Annotated in this window: 13 protein-coding genes; all 13 read left to right on the top strand. The window is 75.2% G+C overall.

The annotated features are described in order from the left end of the window. Positions 1-43 precede the first annotated feature (43 nt). The 13 genes from E7744_RS11445 (at position 44) to E7744_RS11385 (ending at position 16,445) form a co-directional block, all read left to right on the top strand. The gene (locus E7744_RS11445) at positions 44-1,675 is read left to right on the top strand and encodes an ABC transporter ATP-binding protein (protein ID WP_246858423.1); all 1,632 of its coding nucleotides are present in this window, start codon (positions 44-46) and stop codon (positions 1,673-1,675) included. After that, the gene (locus E7744_RS11440) at positions 1,672-3,177 is read left to right on the top strand and encodes an ABC transporter permease (protein WP_137774223.1); all 1,506 of its coding nucleotides are present in this window, start codon (positions 1,672-1,674) and stop codon (positions 3,175-3,177) included. Before E7744_RS11445 ends, E7744_RS11440 begins: the two co-directional genes overlap by 4 nt. Beyond that, positions 3,174-4,487, top strand: a complete 1,314-nt coding sequence (locus tag E7744_RS11435) for an ABC transporter permease (protein ID WP_137774222.1) — start codon at positions 3,174-3,176, stop codon at positions 4,485-4,487. Before E7744_RS11440 ends, E7744_RS11435 begins: the two co-directional genes overlap by 4 nt. Before the next feature lie 2 nt (positions 4,488-4,489). After that, entirely contained in the window at positions 4,490-4,987 is a 498-nt protein-coding gene (locus tag E7744_RS11430) for a cytidine deaminase (RefSeq protein WP_137774221.1), read from the top strand. Further along, positions 4,980-6,323: a thymidine phosphorylase gene (locus E7744_RS11425; RefSeq protein ID WP_137774220.1), complete on the top strand. Its 1,344-nt coding sequence runs from the start codon at positions 4,980-4,982 to the stop codon at positions 6,321-6,323. The genes E7744_RS11430 and E7744_RS11425 overlap by 8 nt, the downstream gene beginning before the upstream one ends. Positions 6,324-6,384: 61 nt before the next feature. Continuing rightward, complete coding sequence (locus E7744_RS11420) at positions 6,385-7,074, top strand: DedA family protein (RefSeq protein ID WP_137774219.1); 690 nt, start codon at positions 6,385-6,387, stop codon at positions 7,072-7,074. Beyond that, complete coding sequence (locus E7744_RS11415; RefSeq protein WP_137774218.1) at positions 7,067-8,311, top strand: adenosine deaminase; 1,245 nt, start codon at positions 7,067-7,069, stop codon at positions 8,309-8,311. Before E7744_RS11420 ends, E7744_RS11415 begins: the two co-directional genes overlap by 8 nt. Continuing rightward, a complete protein-coding gene (locus E7744_RS11410) occupies positions 8,308-9,108 on the top strand; it encodes a MazG nucleotide pyrophosphohydrolase domain-containing protein (RefSeq protein WP_137774217.1) in 801 nt (266 codons plus the stop codon). Before E7744_RS11415 ends, E7744_RS11410 begins: the two co-directional genes overlap by 4 nt. Before the next feature lie 52 nt (positions 9,109-9,160). Continuing rightward, the gene (gene eno / locus E7744_RS11405; RefSeq protein ID WP_137774216.1) at positions 9,161-10,447 is read left to right on the top strand and encodes a phosphopyruvate hydratase; all 1,287 of its coding nucleotides are present in this window, start codon (positions 9,161-9,163) and stop codon (positions 10,445-10,447) included. Positions 10,448-10,704: 257 nt separating this feature from the next. Beyond that, positions 10,705-11,631, top strand: a complete 927-nt coding sequence (locus E7744_RS16225) for a septum formation initiator family protein (protein ID WP_246858422.1) — start codon at positions 10,705-10,707, stop codon at positions 11,629-11,631. Positions 11,632-11,691: 60 nt separating this feature from the next. Beyond that, positions 11,692-13,461 (top strand): DUF501 domain-containing protein, encoded by a 1,770-nt coding sequence (locus E7744_RS16600; protein ID WP_137774215.1) that lies wholly within the window; start codon positions 11,692-11,694, stop codon positions 13,459-13,461. After that, positions 13,458-14,963: a S8 family serine peptidase gene (locus E7744_RS11390; protein WP_246858421.1), complete on the top strand. Its 1,506-nt coding sequence runs from the start codon at positions 13,458-13,460 to the stop codon at positions 14,961-14,963. Before E7744_RS16600 ends, E7744_RS11390 begins: the two co-directional genes overlap by 4 nt. A 57-nt stretch (positions 14,964-15,020) precedes the next feature. Then, positions 15,021-16,445, top strand: coding sequence for an NAD(P)/FAD-dependent oxidoreductase (locus tag E7744_RS11385; protein ID WP_137774214.1), 1,425 nt, complete (start codon positions 15,021-15,023; stop codon positions 16,443-16,445). The last annotated feature ends 111 nt before the right edge of the window (positions 16,446-16,556 follow it).

The raw sequence follows: 16,556 nt of genomic DNA, 5'->3' as shown, positions 1-16,556 counted from the left end.
CACCCCTCAACGGTCCTCGTCGGGCCAGATTGGCTGGAGCACGGTGAAACTCGAGCTGCGCGGCATCACCAAGACATTCGGCGCGTTCACCGCCAACGACTCGATCGACCTCACGGTGGAGTCCGGGCAGGTCCACTCCCTGCTGGGAGAGAACGGCGCCGGCAAGTCCACCCTCATGAACGTCCTGTTCGGGCTGTACGAGCCGACGGCCGGGGAGATCCTGGTGGACGGGCGCCCCGTGCGCTTCAGCGGGCCGGGGGAGGCGATGGCCGCCGGCATCGGCATGGTGCACCAGCACTTCATGCTCATCCCGGTGTTCACGGTCGCGGAGAACGTGGCCCTCGGCGACGAGCGCACGCGCGCCGCCGGGGTGCTGGACCTGGAGGCCACCCGCCGGCGCATCCGGGAGATCTCGGACCGCTTCGGCTTCCGGGTGGACCCGGACGCCCGCGTGGAGGACCTGCCCGTGGGCGTCCAGCAGCGGGTGGAGATCATCAAGGCGCTCGTCCGCGACGCCCGCGTCCTCATCCTGGACGAGCCCACCGCGGTGCTCACCCCGCAGGAGACGGACGAACTGCTGGACATCATCCGCCAGCTGCGGGACAGCGGCACCGCCGTGGTGTTCATCTCCCACAAGCTGCGCGAGGTCAAGGCCATCTCGGACCGCATCACGGTGCTGCGGCGGGGCCGGGTGGTCGGCACGGCCGACCCCGCTGCGGACCAGTCCGAGCTGGCCGCCCTCATGGTCGGCCGCGAGGTGGTCCTGAACCGCACCAAGTCCGCGCCGACCCTCGGCGAGGAGACCTTCACCGTCTCGGACCTGACGGTCCTGGGCCCGGACGGCGTCCGGCTGGTGGACGGCGTCTCCTTCGGCATCCGACGCGGAGAGGTCCTCGCGATCGCGGGCGTCCAGGGCAACGGCCAGACCGAGCTGACCGAGGCGATCATGGGCCTGCACCGGGCCCAGGGCTCCATCCGGCTCGAGGGCCGGGAGCTCGTGGGCCGCAGCCCCCGCCAGGTCATCCGGGCCGGCGTCGGCTACGTCCCCGAGGACCGCTCCACCGACGGGCTCGTGGGGCCCTTCTCCGTGGCCGAGAACCTCGTGCTCAACCGCTTCGACCGTCCCCCCGCCGGCAACGGCGTCCAGCTGCGGCCGCGGGCCATCCGCGAGCTGGCCGAGCGGCGCGTGCGGGAGTTCGACATCCGCACCCAGGGCGTGGACCTGCCGGTCGGCACCCTCTCCGGCGGCAACCAGCAGAAGGTCGTGATGGCCCGCGAACTGGTGGACGACCTCAAGCTGTTCATCGCCTCCCAGCCCACGCGCGGCGTCGACGTCGGCTCCATCGAGTTCCTGCACGAGCGCATCATCCGCGAGCGGGACGCCGGCACGCCGGTGATGATCGTCTCCACCGAGCTCGACGAGGTCCTGGAGCTGGCCGACCGCATCGCGGTGATGTACCACGGCCGGATCATCGGGATCGTGCCGGGGGACACCTCGCGCGACGACCTCGGCCTGATGATGGCCGGCATCGACCCCGCCGCCCAGGCCCCCACGGTCTCCACGGCCCCCGCCGCCCCCGCGCCGGGAGGCGACCCGGGGCAGCACCTCCCGCACGGACCGCGGCACGCATCACAGCACGACACCCAGCACCACCCGAAGGGGGAGACGGCATGAGCGCCGCGACCACGACCGTCCGCCCGCGGCCCGCCGGCCCGGCCCGGCCCGGGGGCGGCTCCGCGCTGCGCGGGGTGCTCGCCGGCAACGGGGTCGTCACCGTCCTGGCGATCGTGCTCTCGCTGGTCATCAGCGCGGTGCTCATCGTCCTCACGGACGAGGACGTCACGGAGGCCGCCGGCTACTTCCTCGCCCGGCCCCAGGACACCCTCGAGGCCGCGTGGGAGGCCGTCGCGGCCTCCTACGCCGCCCTGTTCCGCGGGGCCGTGTTCAACTACCGCGCGGACGACCTCACGGGCATGCTCTACCCGCTGATGGAGTCGCTGACGCTGGCCACGCCGCTGATCATCATCTCCCTCGGCGTGGCGATCGCGTTCCGCTCCGGGCTGTTCAACATCGGCGGCCAGGGCCAGATGATCCTCGGCGCCATGGTGGCCACGTGGTTCGGCGTCCACGTGCAGCTGCCGGTCGGGCTGCACCTGCTGCTGGTGCTCGTCATGGGCGTGCTGGGCGGCGCGCTGTGGGGCACGATCGTCGGCGCGCTCAAGGCCCTGACCGGGGCCCACGAGGTCATCCTGACGATCATGCTCAACTACGTGGCCGTGAACCTCGTGGCCTACCTGCTGCAGACCCCCGTGCTGCAGCGCGAGGGCTCCACCAACCCCGTCTCCGACTTCCTGGCGCCCACGGCGCTGTTCCCGCCCCTGCTGGGCGGCGCGTTCCGCCTGAACTGGGGCTTCGTCGTCGCCGTCCTCGCCACCGTGTTCGCGTGGTGGCTGGTCCGGCGCTCGACCATCGGCTTCCAGCTGCGGGCCCTCGGCGCCAACCCGGAGGCGGCCCGCACGGCGGGCATGCCGGTGCGCGGGCTCTACGTGGTGGCCATGGCCATCTCGGGCGGGCTGGCCGGCCTGGCCGGCATGGCCCAGGTCTCGGGCACCGAGAAGGTGCTCAACACGGACGTGGCCGGGTCCTACGGCTTCGACGCCATCACGGTGGCCCTGCTGGGCCGGTCCAACCCCGTCGGCGTGTTCTTCGCCGGGCTGCTGTTCGGCGCCCTGCGCGCCGGCGGCGTGACGATGCAGACCGAGACCGGCGTGCCGATCGACATCGTGCTGATCATCCAGTCCCTCATCGTCCTGTTCATCGCGGCCCCGCCGCTGGTGCGCACGATCTTCCGCCTGCCGCGCCCGGGTGCCCTCCAGGCCCGCACCGCGGCCGACCCCGTCACCCAGCCGGCGCTGGCCGGGGCGGTGACCACCGCCCCCGCGGGCGGGACCGCGCCCGCGGCCGTGCCGGCCGCCGTCGGGGAAGCCGGGGGAGCGGCCGCCGGGGACGCCCCGTCGCCCGCGGAGGCCGGGCGTGCGCCGGACGGTCCCGGCACCGTCCCGGCCGTCCACGACGCCGGCCCCGCCCCCCACGACCCCGGCCCGCCCCCGCGCGGCACCGGCAGCACCGCGGCCGACCGGCCGGCCACCCCCGGCGAGGAAGGCGTCCAGCGATGAGCACCACCGTCACCGTCCCCCCCGGGTCCGGCCCCGCCCCGGCCGCCACCGCCGAGGCGCCGCAGCGCGACCTCGTCCGGCACTGGACGACTCCCGTGACCTTCGCGGTCCTCACGGTCGTCTCCCTGCTCGTGTTCGCCCTCGGCGCCTCGGGCCGCGAGGCGACGTTCCGGATCTCCACGGACGCGGACGCGGTCCGCATCCCGGACCTCGTGGCCCCCACCGTCCCGGTCGGCTGGGCGGTCACCGTCCTGCTCGCGGCGCTCACGGCGTGGGGCTTCGTCGCGGTGCGGCGGCGCGGGACGGTCCAGGGCTGGGTGTCCGCGCTGTTCGCCGTGCTCTTCGTGGTCGGCTTCCTCGTCTGGGTCGTCGGCGCCGCCGACACCACCACGGTGTTCCTCACGGGCCTCGTGGCCGGGGCGTTCGCCCTCGCCGTCCCGCTGATCTTCGGCTCCATGGCCGGCGTGCTCTCCGAGCGGGCGGGCGTCGTGAACATCGCGATCGAGGGGCAACTGCTGGCCGGGGCGTTCACCGCCGCGGTGACCGGCTCGGTCACGGGCTCGGCGTGGGCGGGGCTGCTGGCCGCCGTCGTGGCCGGCGTGCTGGTGTCCACCCTGCTGGCGGTGTTCTCCATCCGCTACCTCGTCAACCAGGTGATCGTGGGCGTGGTCCTCAACGTCCTGGTGGCCGGGCTGACCAGCTTCCTGTTCTCCACGCTGCTGTCCTCGGACTCCTCGCGCTACAACTCCCCGCCGCACTTCGGCACGGTGCGCATCCCGGTCCTGGCGGACATCCCCGTGCTCGGGCCGATCCTGTTCGACCAGACGGTGCTCGGCTACGGGATGTACCTCATCGTCGCGGCGCTGTACGTGGGCCTGTTCCACACCCGCTGGGGGCTGCGCGTGCGCGCCGTGGGCGAGCACCCGAAGGCCGCGGACACCGTGGGCATCAACGTGCTCCGCACCCGCTACGCCAACGTCCTGCTGGCCGGGGCGATCGCGGGCATGGGCGGGGCGTTCTTCACGCTGGTGAACTCGTCCTCGTTCTCCAAGGAGATGACCGCGGGCCAGGGCTTCATCGCCCTCGCGGCGGTGATCTTCGGCCGGTGGAACCCGATCGGGGCGTTCTTCGCCGCCCTGCTGTTCGGCTTCGCCACCAACATGCAGTTCGTGCTGGCCATCCTGGGCACCCCGGTGCCGAGCCAGTTCATGGCGATGCTGCCGTACCTCGTCACCATCCTGGTGGTGGCCGGCCTGGTGGGCCGGTCGCGAGGTCCGGCGGCCGCCGGGACCCCCTACGTGAAGGAGTAGCCATGACCGATCCCTTCCCACCCGGCCTCGAGGAGGCCTTCACCGACGACATCCCGCTCACGGCGGCCCTGCCGCGGCTGGGCCGGTCCGGCTCGGGCATCGACTGGGAGCGGCTGGAGTCGGCGGCGCGGGCCGCGATGACGCGCGCCTACGTGCCGTACTCCTCCTTCCCGGTGGGAGCGGCCGCCCTGGTGGAGGACGGCCGGATCGTGTCCGGCTGCAACGTGGAGAACGCCTCGCTGGGCCTGACCCTGTGCGCCGAGTGCTCCCTGGTGTCCCAGCTGCAGATGACCGGCGGCGGCCGGCTGGTGGCCTTCTACTGCGTCAACGGCCACGGCGAGGTGCTCATGCCGTGCGGGCGGTGCCGGCAGCTGCTGTTCGAGTTCCACGCCCCGGGCATGGTCCTCAGGGGCCCGGAGGGGGAGCTGACGATGGAGCAGGTGCTCCCGGCCGCCTTCGGGCCGGCGGACCTGCGCGGGCACGGGGGGCACCATGGGTGAGCCGGTGGGCGCTGCCGTGACCGAGCCCTTCGACGCGATCGAGGTCATCCGCGCCAAGCGGGACCGGCGGGCCCTCTCGGACGCGCAGGTCGACTGGGTGGTGGACGCCTACACCCGCGGCGTGGTGGCCGACGAGCAGATGTCCGCCCTCGCCATGGCCATCCTGCTCAACGGGATGGACCGGGCGGAGATCGCCCGGTGGACGGCGGCGATGATCGCCTCGGGCGAGCGGATGGACTTCTCCGGGCTGCGCGCCCCCGACGGCGGCCCGCGGCCGACCGCGGACAAGCACTCCACCGGCGGGGTGGGGGACAAGATCACCCTGCCGCTGGCCCCCCTCGTGGCCGTGTACGGGGTGGCGGTGCCGCAGCTCTCCGGCCGCGGCCTCGGCCACACGGGCGGGACCCTGGACAAGCTCGAGTCCGTGCCGGGCTGGCGGGCGGAGCTGTCCACCGCGGCCCTGATGGCCCAGCTGCAGGACGTGGGCGCGGTCATCTGCGCCGCGGGGGCGGGCCTGGCCCCGGCGGACAAGAAGCTGTACGCGCTGCGGGACGTCACGGGCACCGTGGAGGCGATCCCGCTGATCGCGTCCTCGATCATGTCCAAGAAGATCGCCGAGGGCACCGGCACGCTGGTGCTGGACGTCAAGTGCGGCTCCGGCGCGTTCATGAAGGACGAGGCGGACGCCCGGGAGCTGGCCCGCACCATGGTGGACCTCGGCCGGGACGCGGGGGTGAACACCTCGGCCCTGCTCACGGACATGGACACGCCGCTGGGGCTCACCGCCGGCAACGCGATCGAGGTCGAGGAGTCCGTGGAGGTCCTCGCCGGCGGCGGGCCGGCGGACGTCGTGGAGCTGACCGTGGAGCTGGCCCGCGCCATGCTGGCCGGTGCGGGGGTGACGGGGGTGGACCCGGCCGAGGCCCTCGCCGACGGCCGCGCGATGGACGTCTGGCGCCGGATGATCGCCGCCCAGGGCGGGGACCCGGACGCGGCCCTGCCCCGGGCCCGGGAGTCGCACGTGGTCACCGCGCCCGCCTCCGGGGTGCTCACCCGGCTGGACGCGATGGCGGTGGGACTGGCGGCGTGGCGGCTCGGCGCGGGCCGCGCCCGCAAGGAGGACCCGGTGCAGGCCGGGGCCGGCGTGCGCATGCACGCCAAGCCCGGCGACGAGGTGCGCCGGGGCCAGCCGCTGCTGACCCTGCTGACGGACACGCCCGGGCAGTTCGACCGGGCCCTGGCCGCGCTGGAGGGCGGGTTCGAGATCGCGGACACCGGCAGCGAGCGGGCCCGGGACTTCGCCGCGGGCCCGCTCATCCTCGACCGGATCGGCTGAGGCCGGCCCCGGGTCCCCGCCGCCGGCGGGGACCCGTCACCGGCGCCGATAGGCTGGACCGGTGCTGCAGATCATCGAGGACGCGGTCCTCCGCGCGGCCGGGCAGTGGTGGGTCCTGGTCCTCGTCTACGTGCTGTGCACGGTGGACGGGTTCTTCCCCGTGGTGCCCTCGGAGTCCGTGCTGGTGGCCCTGGCCTCGATCGCCGGCGCCGAGGACACCGTCTCCCTGTGGTGGGTGTGGGCGCTCGGCGCCCTCGGGGCCATCACGGGGGACCAGGTCGCGTACTCGCTCGGCCGGCGCATCGGCGTGGAGCGCTACCGCTGGATGCGCACGCGGTCGGTGTCCCGCGCGGTCGGCTCGGCCCGCCGCGCCCTCGACGGCCACGGGGCGCTCGTCATCTTCACGGCCCGCTACGTCCCCGGCGGGCGGGTGGCCGTGAACTACACGGCCGGCGCCACGGGCTACCCCCGGACCGCCTTCACCCTGCTGGACGTGGCCGCCGGCGTGCTGTGGTCCGCCTACTCGATCGGCATCGCGCGCCTCACCGCCGGCTGGCTGGACAGCACGCTGCTGCAGATCACCGTGGCCGTCATCGCGGCCGCCGTGCTCGGCTGGGTGCTGGACGTCGTCCTGCGCGCCGTGATCGTCCGGGTGACCGGGCCGGAGGAGGACACCGGACCGGCCGGCCCCGGCGGGGCGGAGGACCCCGGGACGCCGGGCCCGCCTGCCGTAGACTCGCCCCGTGACTGACGCGATCGAATTCACCGCACCCTCGCCCCTCGACGTCGACCTGGCGGCCCTGCCCAAGATCAGCCTCCACGACCACCTGGACGGCGGACTGCGCCCCGCCACGATCCTCGAGCTGGCCGCCGAGGCCGGCCACGCGCTGCCCGCCGAGACCGGGGACGAGCTCGCCGAGTGGTTCGCCGAGTCCGCGAACTCCGGCACCCTCGAGCGCTACCTCGAGACCTTCGACCACACGATCGCCGTCATGCAGACCGCGGCGCACCTGCACCGCGTGGCCCGCGAGTTCGTGGAGGACCTCGTGGAGGACGGGGTCGTCTACGCCGAGGTCCGCTGGGCCCCCGAGCAGCACCTCGCCGGCGGGCTGACCCTGGACGAGGCCGTCGAGGCCGTGCAGGCGGGGCTGGACGAGGGCGTGGCGAACGCCGAGGCCGAGGGCGCGACCATCCGCGTCGGGCAGTTGATCACCGCGATGCGGCAGAACGACCGGTCGATGGAGATCGCCGAGCTGGCCGTGCGGCACCGCGGCACCGGCGCGGTCGGCTTCGACATCGCCGGCCCGGAGACCGGCTTCCCGCCGTCCCGGTTCACCGAGGCCTTCACGTGGCTGGCCGCCCAGCACTTCCCGGCCACCGTCCACGCGGGCGAGTCGGACGGCGTGGCCTCCATCCAGGACGCGCTGCTCAACGGCCGCGCCCTGCGCCTGGGCCACGGCGTGCGCATCGCGGACGACATCACCGTGGAGTTCGACGCGGTGGACGAGGACGGCGAGCGCGTGGGCGAGGACTCCGCCCTCGTGGACCTCGGCGAGACCGCCGCCTGGGTGCGGGACCGGGGCATCGCCCTGGAGGTGTGCCCGTCCTCGAACCTGCAGACCGGCGCCGTGGCCTCCTACGGCGGGACCGTCTCCACGCACCCGATCGACATGCTGCACCAGCTCGGCTTCCGCGTGACGATCAACCCGGACAACCGGCTCATGAGCGGGGTGTCCCTCACGGACGAGCTGTACCTGCTGGCCGAGGTCTTCGGCTACTCCCTGGAGGAGCTGCTGGACTTCCAGCTCAACGCCGCCGAGGCCGCCTTCCTGCCCCTCGAGGAGCGCGAGGTGCTCGCCGAGCTGCTGGTGGAGTCCTGGGGCGAGGTCATCTCCCGCGGCGGCACGGGGGACGGCCCGGCCGTCCTGCAGGCGTTCGTGGACGCCGACGGGGACGAGGACGCCCACGAGGACGACGTCCGGGCGTGAGCGAGACCGTCGACCGGCTCGTCTGGGTGGTCGCCCGCCTGCGGGAGCACTGTCCCTGGACGCGCCGGCTGACGCACGGCGCCCTGGGCGAGTACCTCGTCGAGGAGGCCTACGAGGCCGTCGAGGTGATCGAGTCCGGCCCGGCCGGGGCCTGGGGTGATGAGGCGCTGCGGGACGGCACCTACGAGCGGCTGCGCCTGGAGCTGGGGGACGTGCTGTTCCAGGTGGTGCTGCACGCGGCGATCGCCACGGACGCGGGCGGCTTCGACCTCGACGGCACCGCCGAGGCGATCACCGCCAAGATGATCCGCCGCAACCCGCACGTCTTCCACCCGGACGGCACCCTGCGGGACCCGGAGGACCTGGCGGCGGCGACCATCGCGGACGTCGAGCGCACGTGGGAGCGGGTGAAGCGCCTCGAGCGCGAGGCGGCGGGCACCGCCGCGGCGCCGGACGGCACGGCGCCGGGCGGCACCACGCCGGGCGGGGCGGCGTTCGCCGACCTGCCGGCCTCCCTGCCGGCGCTGGCCGCCGCGGCCAAGGTGGTCGACCGGGCGGCCCGGCAGCCGGTGGACCCGCTGCCGGCGCCCGGCCCGCCGCCGTCGGGACCGGCGGGCGAGCCGCTCGCCGACGAGGCGGCCCTGGGCGCGGAGCTGTTCCGCCTCGTCCGGCACGCGCGGGCCGGCGGCCTGGACCCGGAGCGCGCCCTGCGCCGGCACCTGGCCGCGGTGCGCCGCGACCTGGAGGCCGGCACGCCACCCCGTCACGGCGGCTCGGGGCCGGCGGCGAGCGGTTAGGCTGAACCCGCGTTGCACCCTCGGAACCACACGCCTTCAAAGGAGACCGCACATGGCCCTGATCGACGCCATCCATTCCCGTGAGATCCTCGACTCCCGCGGCAACCCCACCGTCGAGGTGGAGGTGCTGCTGAGCGACGGCGCGATGGGCCGCGCCGCGGTGCCCTCGGGCGCCTCCACGGGCGAGTTCGAGGCCGTCGAGCGCCGGGACGGCGACAAGGACCGCTACCTGGGCAAGGGCGTGCTGGGCGCCGTCAACGCCGTCATCGAGGACATCGCCGACGAGCTCGAGGGCCAGGACGCCACCGACCAGCGCCTCGTGGACACCCTGATGATCGACCTGGACGGGACCGAGAACAAGGGCAAGCTCGGCGCCAACGCGATCCTCGGCGTCTCCCTGGCCGTGGCCGACGCGGCCGCCGCCTCCGCCGACCTGTCCCTGTTCAAGTACCTGGGCGGGCCGAACGCGCACGTGCTGCCCGTGCCCATGATGAACATCCTCAACGGCGGCGCCCACGCGGACTCCAACGTGGACATCCAGGAGTTCATGATCGCCCCGATCGGCGCGCCGAGCTTCTCCGAGGCCCTGCGCTGGGGCGCCGAGGTCTACCACACGCTGAAGAAGGTCCTGCAGGAGCGCGAGCTCGGCACCGGCCTCGGCGACGAGGGCGGCTTCGCCCCGTCCCTGCCGTCCAACCGCGCCGCCCTGGACCTCATCACCGAGGCCATCACGCGCGCCGGCTACACCCCCGGCGAGGACATCGCCCTGGCCCTGGACGTGGCCTCGTCCGAGTTCTGCGAGAAGGGCTCCTACACCTTCGAGGGCGAACAGCGGTCCGCCGCGGACATGATCGCCTACTACGAGGAGCTGGTGGCCAACTACCCGCTCGTGTCCATCGAGGACCCGCTGGACGAGAACGACTGGCAGGGCTGGCAGCAGCTCACCGCGGCCCTCGGCACGAAGGTCCAGCTCGTGGGCGACGACCTGTTCGTCACCAATCCCGAGCGGCTGCAGCGCGGCATCGACGAGGCCTCCGGCAACGCCCTGCTGGTCAAGGTCAACCAGATCGGCTCGCTGACCGAGACCTTCGACGCGATCTCGCTGGCCCAGCGGCACACGTTCCACTGCATGATCTCCCACCGCTCCGGCGAGACCGAGGACACCTTCATCGCCGACCTCGCCGTGGCCACCAACGCCGGCCAGATCAAGACCGGTGCCCCGGCCCGCTCCGACCGCGTGGCCAAGTACAACCAGCTGCTGCGCATCGAGGAGGAGCTGGGCGACTCCGCGATCTACGCGGGCACCTCGGCCTTCCCGCGGTACGCCGCCCGCGCCTGACCCCCGCCCGGCCCGCCGCCGGGAGCCGCCCGCGCCCTGCGGCGGCGCCGGCACCCGATCGCCCCGTCCCCGCTCCCGGGGCGGGGCGATCGGCGTCCCGGCGACGGCCGCGCCGCCGGGCCCGTCCGGCGCGCTGTCCCGGACCGGCGCGCCCAGCCGGTATCCTCGGGGGAGATCCCCGACCACCCGACCGGGGACCCCGGCGGCGCGCGGCACCGCGCCGGTCCCGGACACGGACACGCACGCGGGAGGTGCAGGTGGCGACTCGGCGGCCGCGCGTACCCAAGTCCTCCCGCCCTGCCCTCGTCGAGGCCGGCCACCCCGGTGGCCCGGCGTCCGCGGAGGAGGGACGGGCCGCCGGCCCCGGGGCCCGCACGCACGTGGGCGGGTACTCCGCCAAGGTCATCCCCCTGGACGCCGCGCCCTCGCGGCACGCGGGCGAGCCCACCGGGCATCCCGATCACCCCGGCCCCTCCGGGCCCCTCGCCGCCCCCGGTCGCCCCGGCGCGGAGGGCACCCGGGACACCGGCCCCGCGGGCACACGGGACACCGGCGCCGCGGGTGAGGACACGGCGCCGGGCACGGGGGGCACCACCGGCCGGCCGGCGCTGCCGCGCACGGCCGCCGAGCGCCGGGCCGCCGCCCGCCGCGAGCTGATGCGCGGGGCCCGGGCCACGGACCGGCCCACCGGCGGGACCACGGGCCCGGCCTCCGCGCCGGCTGCCGGCGCCGGCCCCGGCTCCACCGCGGCCGGTCCGCCGCGCGCGCAGGCCGCGCCGGCCGCCGTCGTCGAGCCCGTCCCGGCCCGGCACTTCTCCGGGCACTCGATCGCCCTGCTCGTGGTCCTGTTCCTCGCCGCCGTGCTGCTGGCCCCCACCCTGCGCGTGTACCTGGACCAGCAGGCCGAGCTGCGCGCGGTCCAGGAGGACATCGCCGCCCAGCGCCAGGAGCAGCAGGAGCTCAGGGACGAGATCGCCCGCTGGGACGACCCGGCCTACATCCAGCAGCAGGCCCGCGACCGCTTCAACCTCGTGATGCCGGGGGAGAAGACGTACATGGTCATCGGTGGGGACGAGGAGGCCGAGGACCCCGTGCCGCCCCCGGCCAGCCCGAGCGAGGTCAACCCGGACATGCCCTGGGCCGACGCGCTGTGGGACTCCGTCGTGCGGGCCGGCACGGACTGAGATAGGCTGATCCGCCGCCGCGGAGCACCGCCGTCGGCACCGCAGAGCACCGGAGGACCCGTGACGCACGACCTGGACCGCACCCCCACGCCGCAGGACCTGGACACCATCAGCCTGCAACTGGGCCGGCCGGCCCGCGACGTCGTGGAGATCGGCGCCCGCTGCGTGTGCGGGAACCCGCTCGTGGCCACCACCGCCCCGCGGCTGTCCAACGGCATCCCGTTCCCCACGACCTTCTACCTCACCCACCCCGTCCTGACCGCGGCGGTCTCCCGGCTCGAGGCGGCCGGCGTGATGGCGGAGATGAGCGAGCGGCTCCAGCAGGACGAGGAGCTCGCCGCCCGCTACCGCCGGGCCCACGAGGCCTACCTGGCCGAGCGGGACCGCGTCGGCCGGGTGGCCGGGACGGACGGCGTCCCGGAGATCACCGGCATCTCGGCCGGCGGCATGCCGGACCGGGTGAAGTGCCTGCACGTGCTCGTGGGCCACTCCCTCGCCGCCGGCCCGGGCGTCAACCCGCTGGGCGACGAGGCCCTCGAGGCCATCCGCGAGGACTGGTCCGCGGACACGTGCCACTGCGCCGGCGCCTGGGACCCGGATGCCCCGGTCCCCAGCCGCGACCTCAGCCGCCACGTGCGCCGGCTGGCCGGGGAGCGCAACCCCGTCCAGTCCGAGCCCACCGTGCCCGCCGGGGCCGCGGATACCGCCGCGTCCTCGCCGTCCGCCGAGTCCGTGGTGTCCCGGGAGCCGGGGGAGGCGGCCGCGGCCGGCCGGGTGGTCGGCGCCATCGACTGCGGCACCAACTCGATCCGCCTGCTCGTGGCCCGCGTGGAGCCGGCCCTCGAGGAGGGGCCCGGCGCCGGCCCGGGCGGCGGGAGCGGGCGGCTGCGCCTCGTGGACCTGCACCGGGAGATGCGCGTCGTGCGGCTGGGCGAGGGCGTGGACGCCACCGGCATGCTCTCCGAGGCCGCGCTGGCCCGGACCTTCGCCGCGACCGAGGACTACGCCCGGATCCTGCGCGAGCTGGGCGCCGGGTCCGTCCGCTTCGTGGCCACCTCCGCCAGCCGCGACGCCGGCAACGCCGAGGTCTTCACCGCCGGGATCCGCGAGCGGCTCGGCGTCGAGCCCGAGGTGGTCTCCGGCCGGGAGGAGGCGGCCCTGTCCTTCGCGGGGGCGGCCTCGGTGCTCGACCCCGCGGTGCTCGACCCGGCGGCGCTCGGCGCGTCCGGGGCCCCGGGGGACGGCGGGACCGAGGACCGGGCGGGGCGCGTGCTCGTGGTCGACCTCGGCGGCGGCTCCACCGAGTTCGTGCTGGGCACCCTCGGCGGCCCCGGCGGCCCCCGCGTCACGGACTCCGTGAGCGTGGGCATGGGCTGCGTGCGCTTCACCGAGCGCCACCTGCACGGCGATCCGCCCACCGCCGCCGAGGTCGCCGCGGCCACCGCGGACATCGAGGCCGTGCTGGACGAGGTGGAGGCGAGCGTCCCGCTCGGCCGCGCCGCCGCCGTCGTGGGCGTGGCCGGGACCGTCACCACGGTGACGGCCGCGGCCCTGGACCTGGACGCCTACGACCCCGGGGTCATCCACGGCACCCGGCTGGGGATCGAGGACATCACCGCCACCGCCGAGCGCCTGCTGACCGCCACCCGCGCCGAGCGGGCGGCCCTGCCCTACATGCACCCGGGCCGGGTGGACGTCATCGGGGCCGGGGCGCTCATCTGGGCCACGCTGCTCCGCCGGGTGGCCCGAGCCAGCGGGGGCGCGGTGGTCGACGCCATCACGTCCGAGCACGACATCCTGGACGGGATCGCCCTGTCCCAGCTCCCGTGAGGGACCGCCGGGCCGCGACGGCGGGGGACCGGGCCCGCCGTGCCCGCCGGGCGCTCGGGGCCGCCGCGGCGGCCGGGGCGGTCCTGGTGGCGCCCCTGGGGCCGCTGTCCCCGCTGGCCCCGGACGTGCCGCGGGCCGCGGCGGACGAGTGGCGGGACCAGCAGTACTGGCTGGACGAGTACGGCTACCGCACGGCGTGGGAGACCACGCGGGGCGAGGGCGTCACGGTGGCGGTGATCGACACCGGGATCGACGACACCCACCCGGACCTGACGGGCCAGGTGGCCGGCGGCACCGACCTCTCCGGGGCGGGCAGCCCGGACGGCACGGAGCCGGTCGGGACGATGCCCGCGCACGGCACCCTGGTCGCCTCCCTGCTGGCCGGCCACGGCCACGACGGCGCCGCCGCGCGCACCGCGCCGCCCGGGGACGCGGCCGGAGCGGGGGAGGACCCCGCCGCGAGCGGCGGTCCCGACGGCGGCGCGGCCACCGCGGCCCCGACGGACGCCGCGTCCCCCGAGTCCGCCGAGGCCTCGGGCACCGCCGCCCCGGACGCGCCGGCGGCCTCCTCCGCCGCGGCCCCGGCCGGCGGCCCGGGACCGGACGGGATCATGGGCGTGGCCCCGGAGGCCCGGCTGCTGTCCGTCTCCGTGGACCTCGCCGCGGACGGCACGGGCGGCCCCGACCCCGAGGAGCAGATCGCCCGGGCCGTCACGTGGGCGGTGGACCACGGGGCGGACGTCATCAACATGTCCCTGGGCTCCACCCGCCAGGACTGGCCGGAGAGCTGGGACCGGGCGTTCCTGTACGCCGAGCAGAACGACGTGGTGGTCGTGGCCGCCGCCGGCAACCGCGCCTCGGGCGCCATGACGGCCGGGGCGCCGGCCACGATCCCGGGCGTGCTGACCGTGGCCGGGCTCACCGCCGAGGGCACGGCCAGCTGGGACGCCTCCACCGAGGGCATCTCGATCGGCGTGGCCGCGCCCGCCTATCCGCTCGTCGGCGCCGTGCCGGGCGACGACTGGATGGGCTGGCAGGGCACGAGCGGGGCGGCCCCGCTGGTGGCCGGGCTCGCCGCCCTGGTCCGCTCCGCGCACCCGGACATGCCCGCCCACCAGGTGATCCACCGGATCCTGGCCACGGCGCAGGACGCCGGGGCCCCCGGCGTGGACCCGGTGTACGGCCACGGGATCATCGACGCCGCGGCCGCGGTGACCGCCGAGGTGCCGGCCGTGGACCGCAACCCGATGGACACGATCGCCGACTGGATCCGGGTCCACCGGCGCGCGGAGACCCCCGCGGCGCCCCCGTCCGCCGCCGCGCCCGAGCCGAGCGGGCCGGCGTCGAGCCCCGCCCCCGTGGCCACCGCCCTGCCGCAGGCGCGCGCGGTGCCCGATCCGGCCCCCGGGCTGCGCCCGGCGCTCGTGCTGGGGACCGGCCTGCTCGCCGCCGCGCTCGCCGCCACCGGCGCGGTCCTCGCGCTGCGCCGGCGCCGCCGGTGACTTTGTGACTTTGTGAGGTTTTTCACGAAGTGCGGGTGCCGGGTTTAGGGTATGGCCATGGCAATCACCCCGCAGCTGTCTCCGAAGCCCCGTGTCCTCATCGTCGGCGGCGGTTACGCCGGCCTGTACGTCGCCAAGAACCTGGAGAAGAAGGTCAAGGAGCGTGGCGGCGTCGTCACCCTCGTCGACCCGCTCCCGTACATGACCTACCAGCCGTTCCTGCCGGAGGTCGTCGGCGGCCACCTCGAGGCCCGCCACATCATCGTGGACCACCGCACCCACCTCAAGCACACCGAGATCGTCCAGGGCAAGGTCGTCAAGGTCGAGCACGCCCGCAAGACCGCGACCGTCCAGACCCAGGACGGCGCCGAGTTCGAGGTCCCCTACCAGGACGTCGTCATGACGGCCGGGGCCACCACCCGCACCTTCCCCATCCCGGGCCTGGCCGAGGCCGGCATCGGCATGAAGACCGTCCAGGAGGCGCTGACCCTGCGCAACCAGATCCTGGACCGCCTCGAGGTCGCCTCCACCATGACGGACGCCGCGGCCCGCTCGCGCGCCCTGACCTTCGCGGTCGTGGGCGGCGGCTTCAACGGCGTGGAGACCATCTCCGAGATGGAGGACCTGATCCGGGACGCCATCAAGAAGAACCCGCGCCTGGCCCAGTCGGACGCCCGGATCGTGCTGATCGAGGCCATGGGCCGGATCATGCCCGAGGTCTCCGAGGACCAGGCCGTGGGCGTGGTGGAGCACCTCAAGGCCCGCGGCATCGAGGTGCTGCTGAACACCTCCCTGTCCAGCGCCGAGGGCGGCCTGCTCAAGCTCATCAACATGGCGGACAAGTCGGACGCCGGCTCCTTCGAGGCCGACACCCTGGTCTGGACCGCCGGCGTGGCCGCCAACGCCGTCGCCAAGCAGACCGACTTCCCGGTCGAGGCCCGGGGCCGGATCGAGGTCACCCCCACCCTGCAGGTCAAGTCCGGCGAGGACGGCGTCCTCGAGGGCGCCTGGGGCTGCGGCGACGTGTGCGCCGTGCCGGACCTGACCGGCGACGGCCCCGGCGGCCACTGCGTCCCGAACGCCCAGCACGCCGTGCGCCAGGCCCGCCGCCTGGCCGCCAACCTGCTGGCCGTGCGCTTCGGCGAGGGCGCCGTGGAGGAGTACGTGCACAAGTCCCTGGGCGCCGTGGCCGGCCTCGGCACCGGCAAGGGCGTCGGCAACCCGATGGGCCTGAAGATCTCCGGCATCCCGGCCTGGCTGGCCCACCGCGGCTACCACGGCATGGCCATGCCCACGTACGAGCGCAAGGCCCGCGTGATCACGGACTGGATCCTCGGCGCCGTGTTCGGCCGGGACACCACCGCCATCGAGGAGCTCGAGACCCCGCACAACGCCTTCCTGGAGGCGGCCGGCGGCCAGCTCGAGTCCGGGCGCTTCGCGCCCCGGGCGATCGGCCACGCCACGCAGTACGAGAACGCCTGATCCCCGACGGCGCCGGTGGGCCTCCCGCCGGCGCCTCGCGTCCCGGTGTCCCGCACCGGGGCACGCGCCGCGGCCCGGTACCCTTGAGGGGTCCCGGGCCGCAGCCGTCCC

It is taken from the genome of Citricoccus sp. SGAir0253, assembly GCF_005877055.1.
In the GTDB taxonomy this organism is placed as follows: Bacteria; Actinomycetota; Actinomycetes; order Actinomycetales; family Micrococcaceae; genus Citricoccus.
Note: the sequence above shows the minus strand (reverse complement) of the source record. Positions and strands in the feature narration are given on the sequence as shown.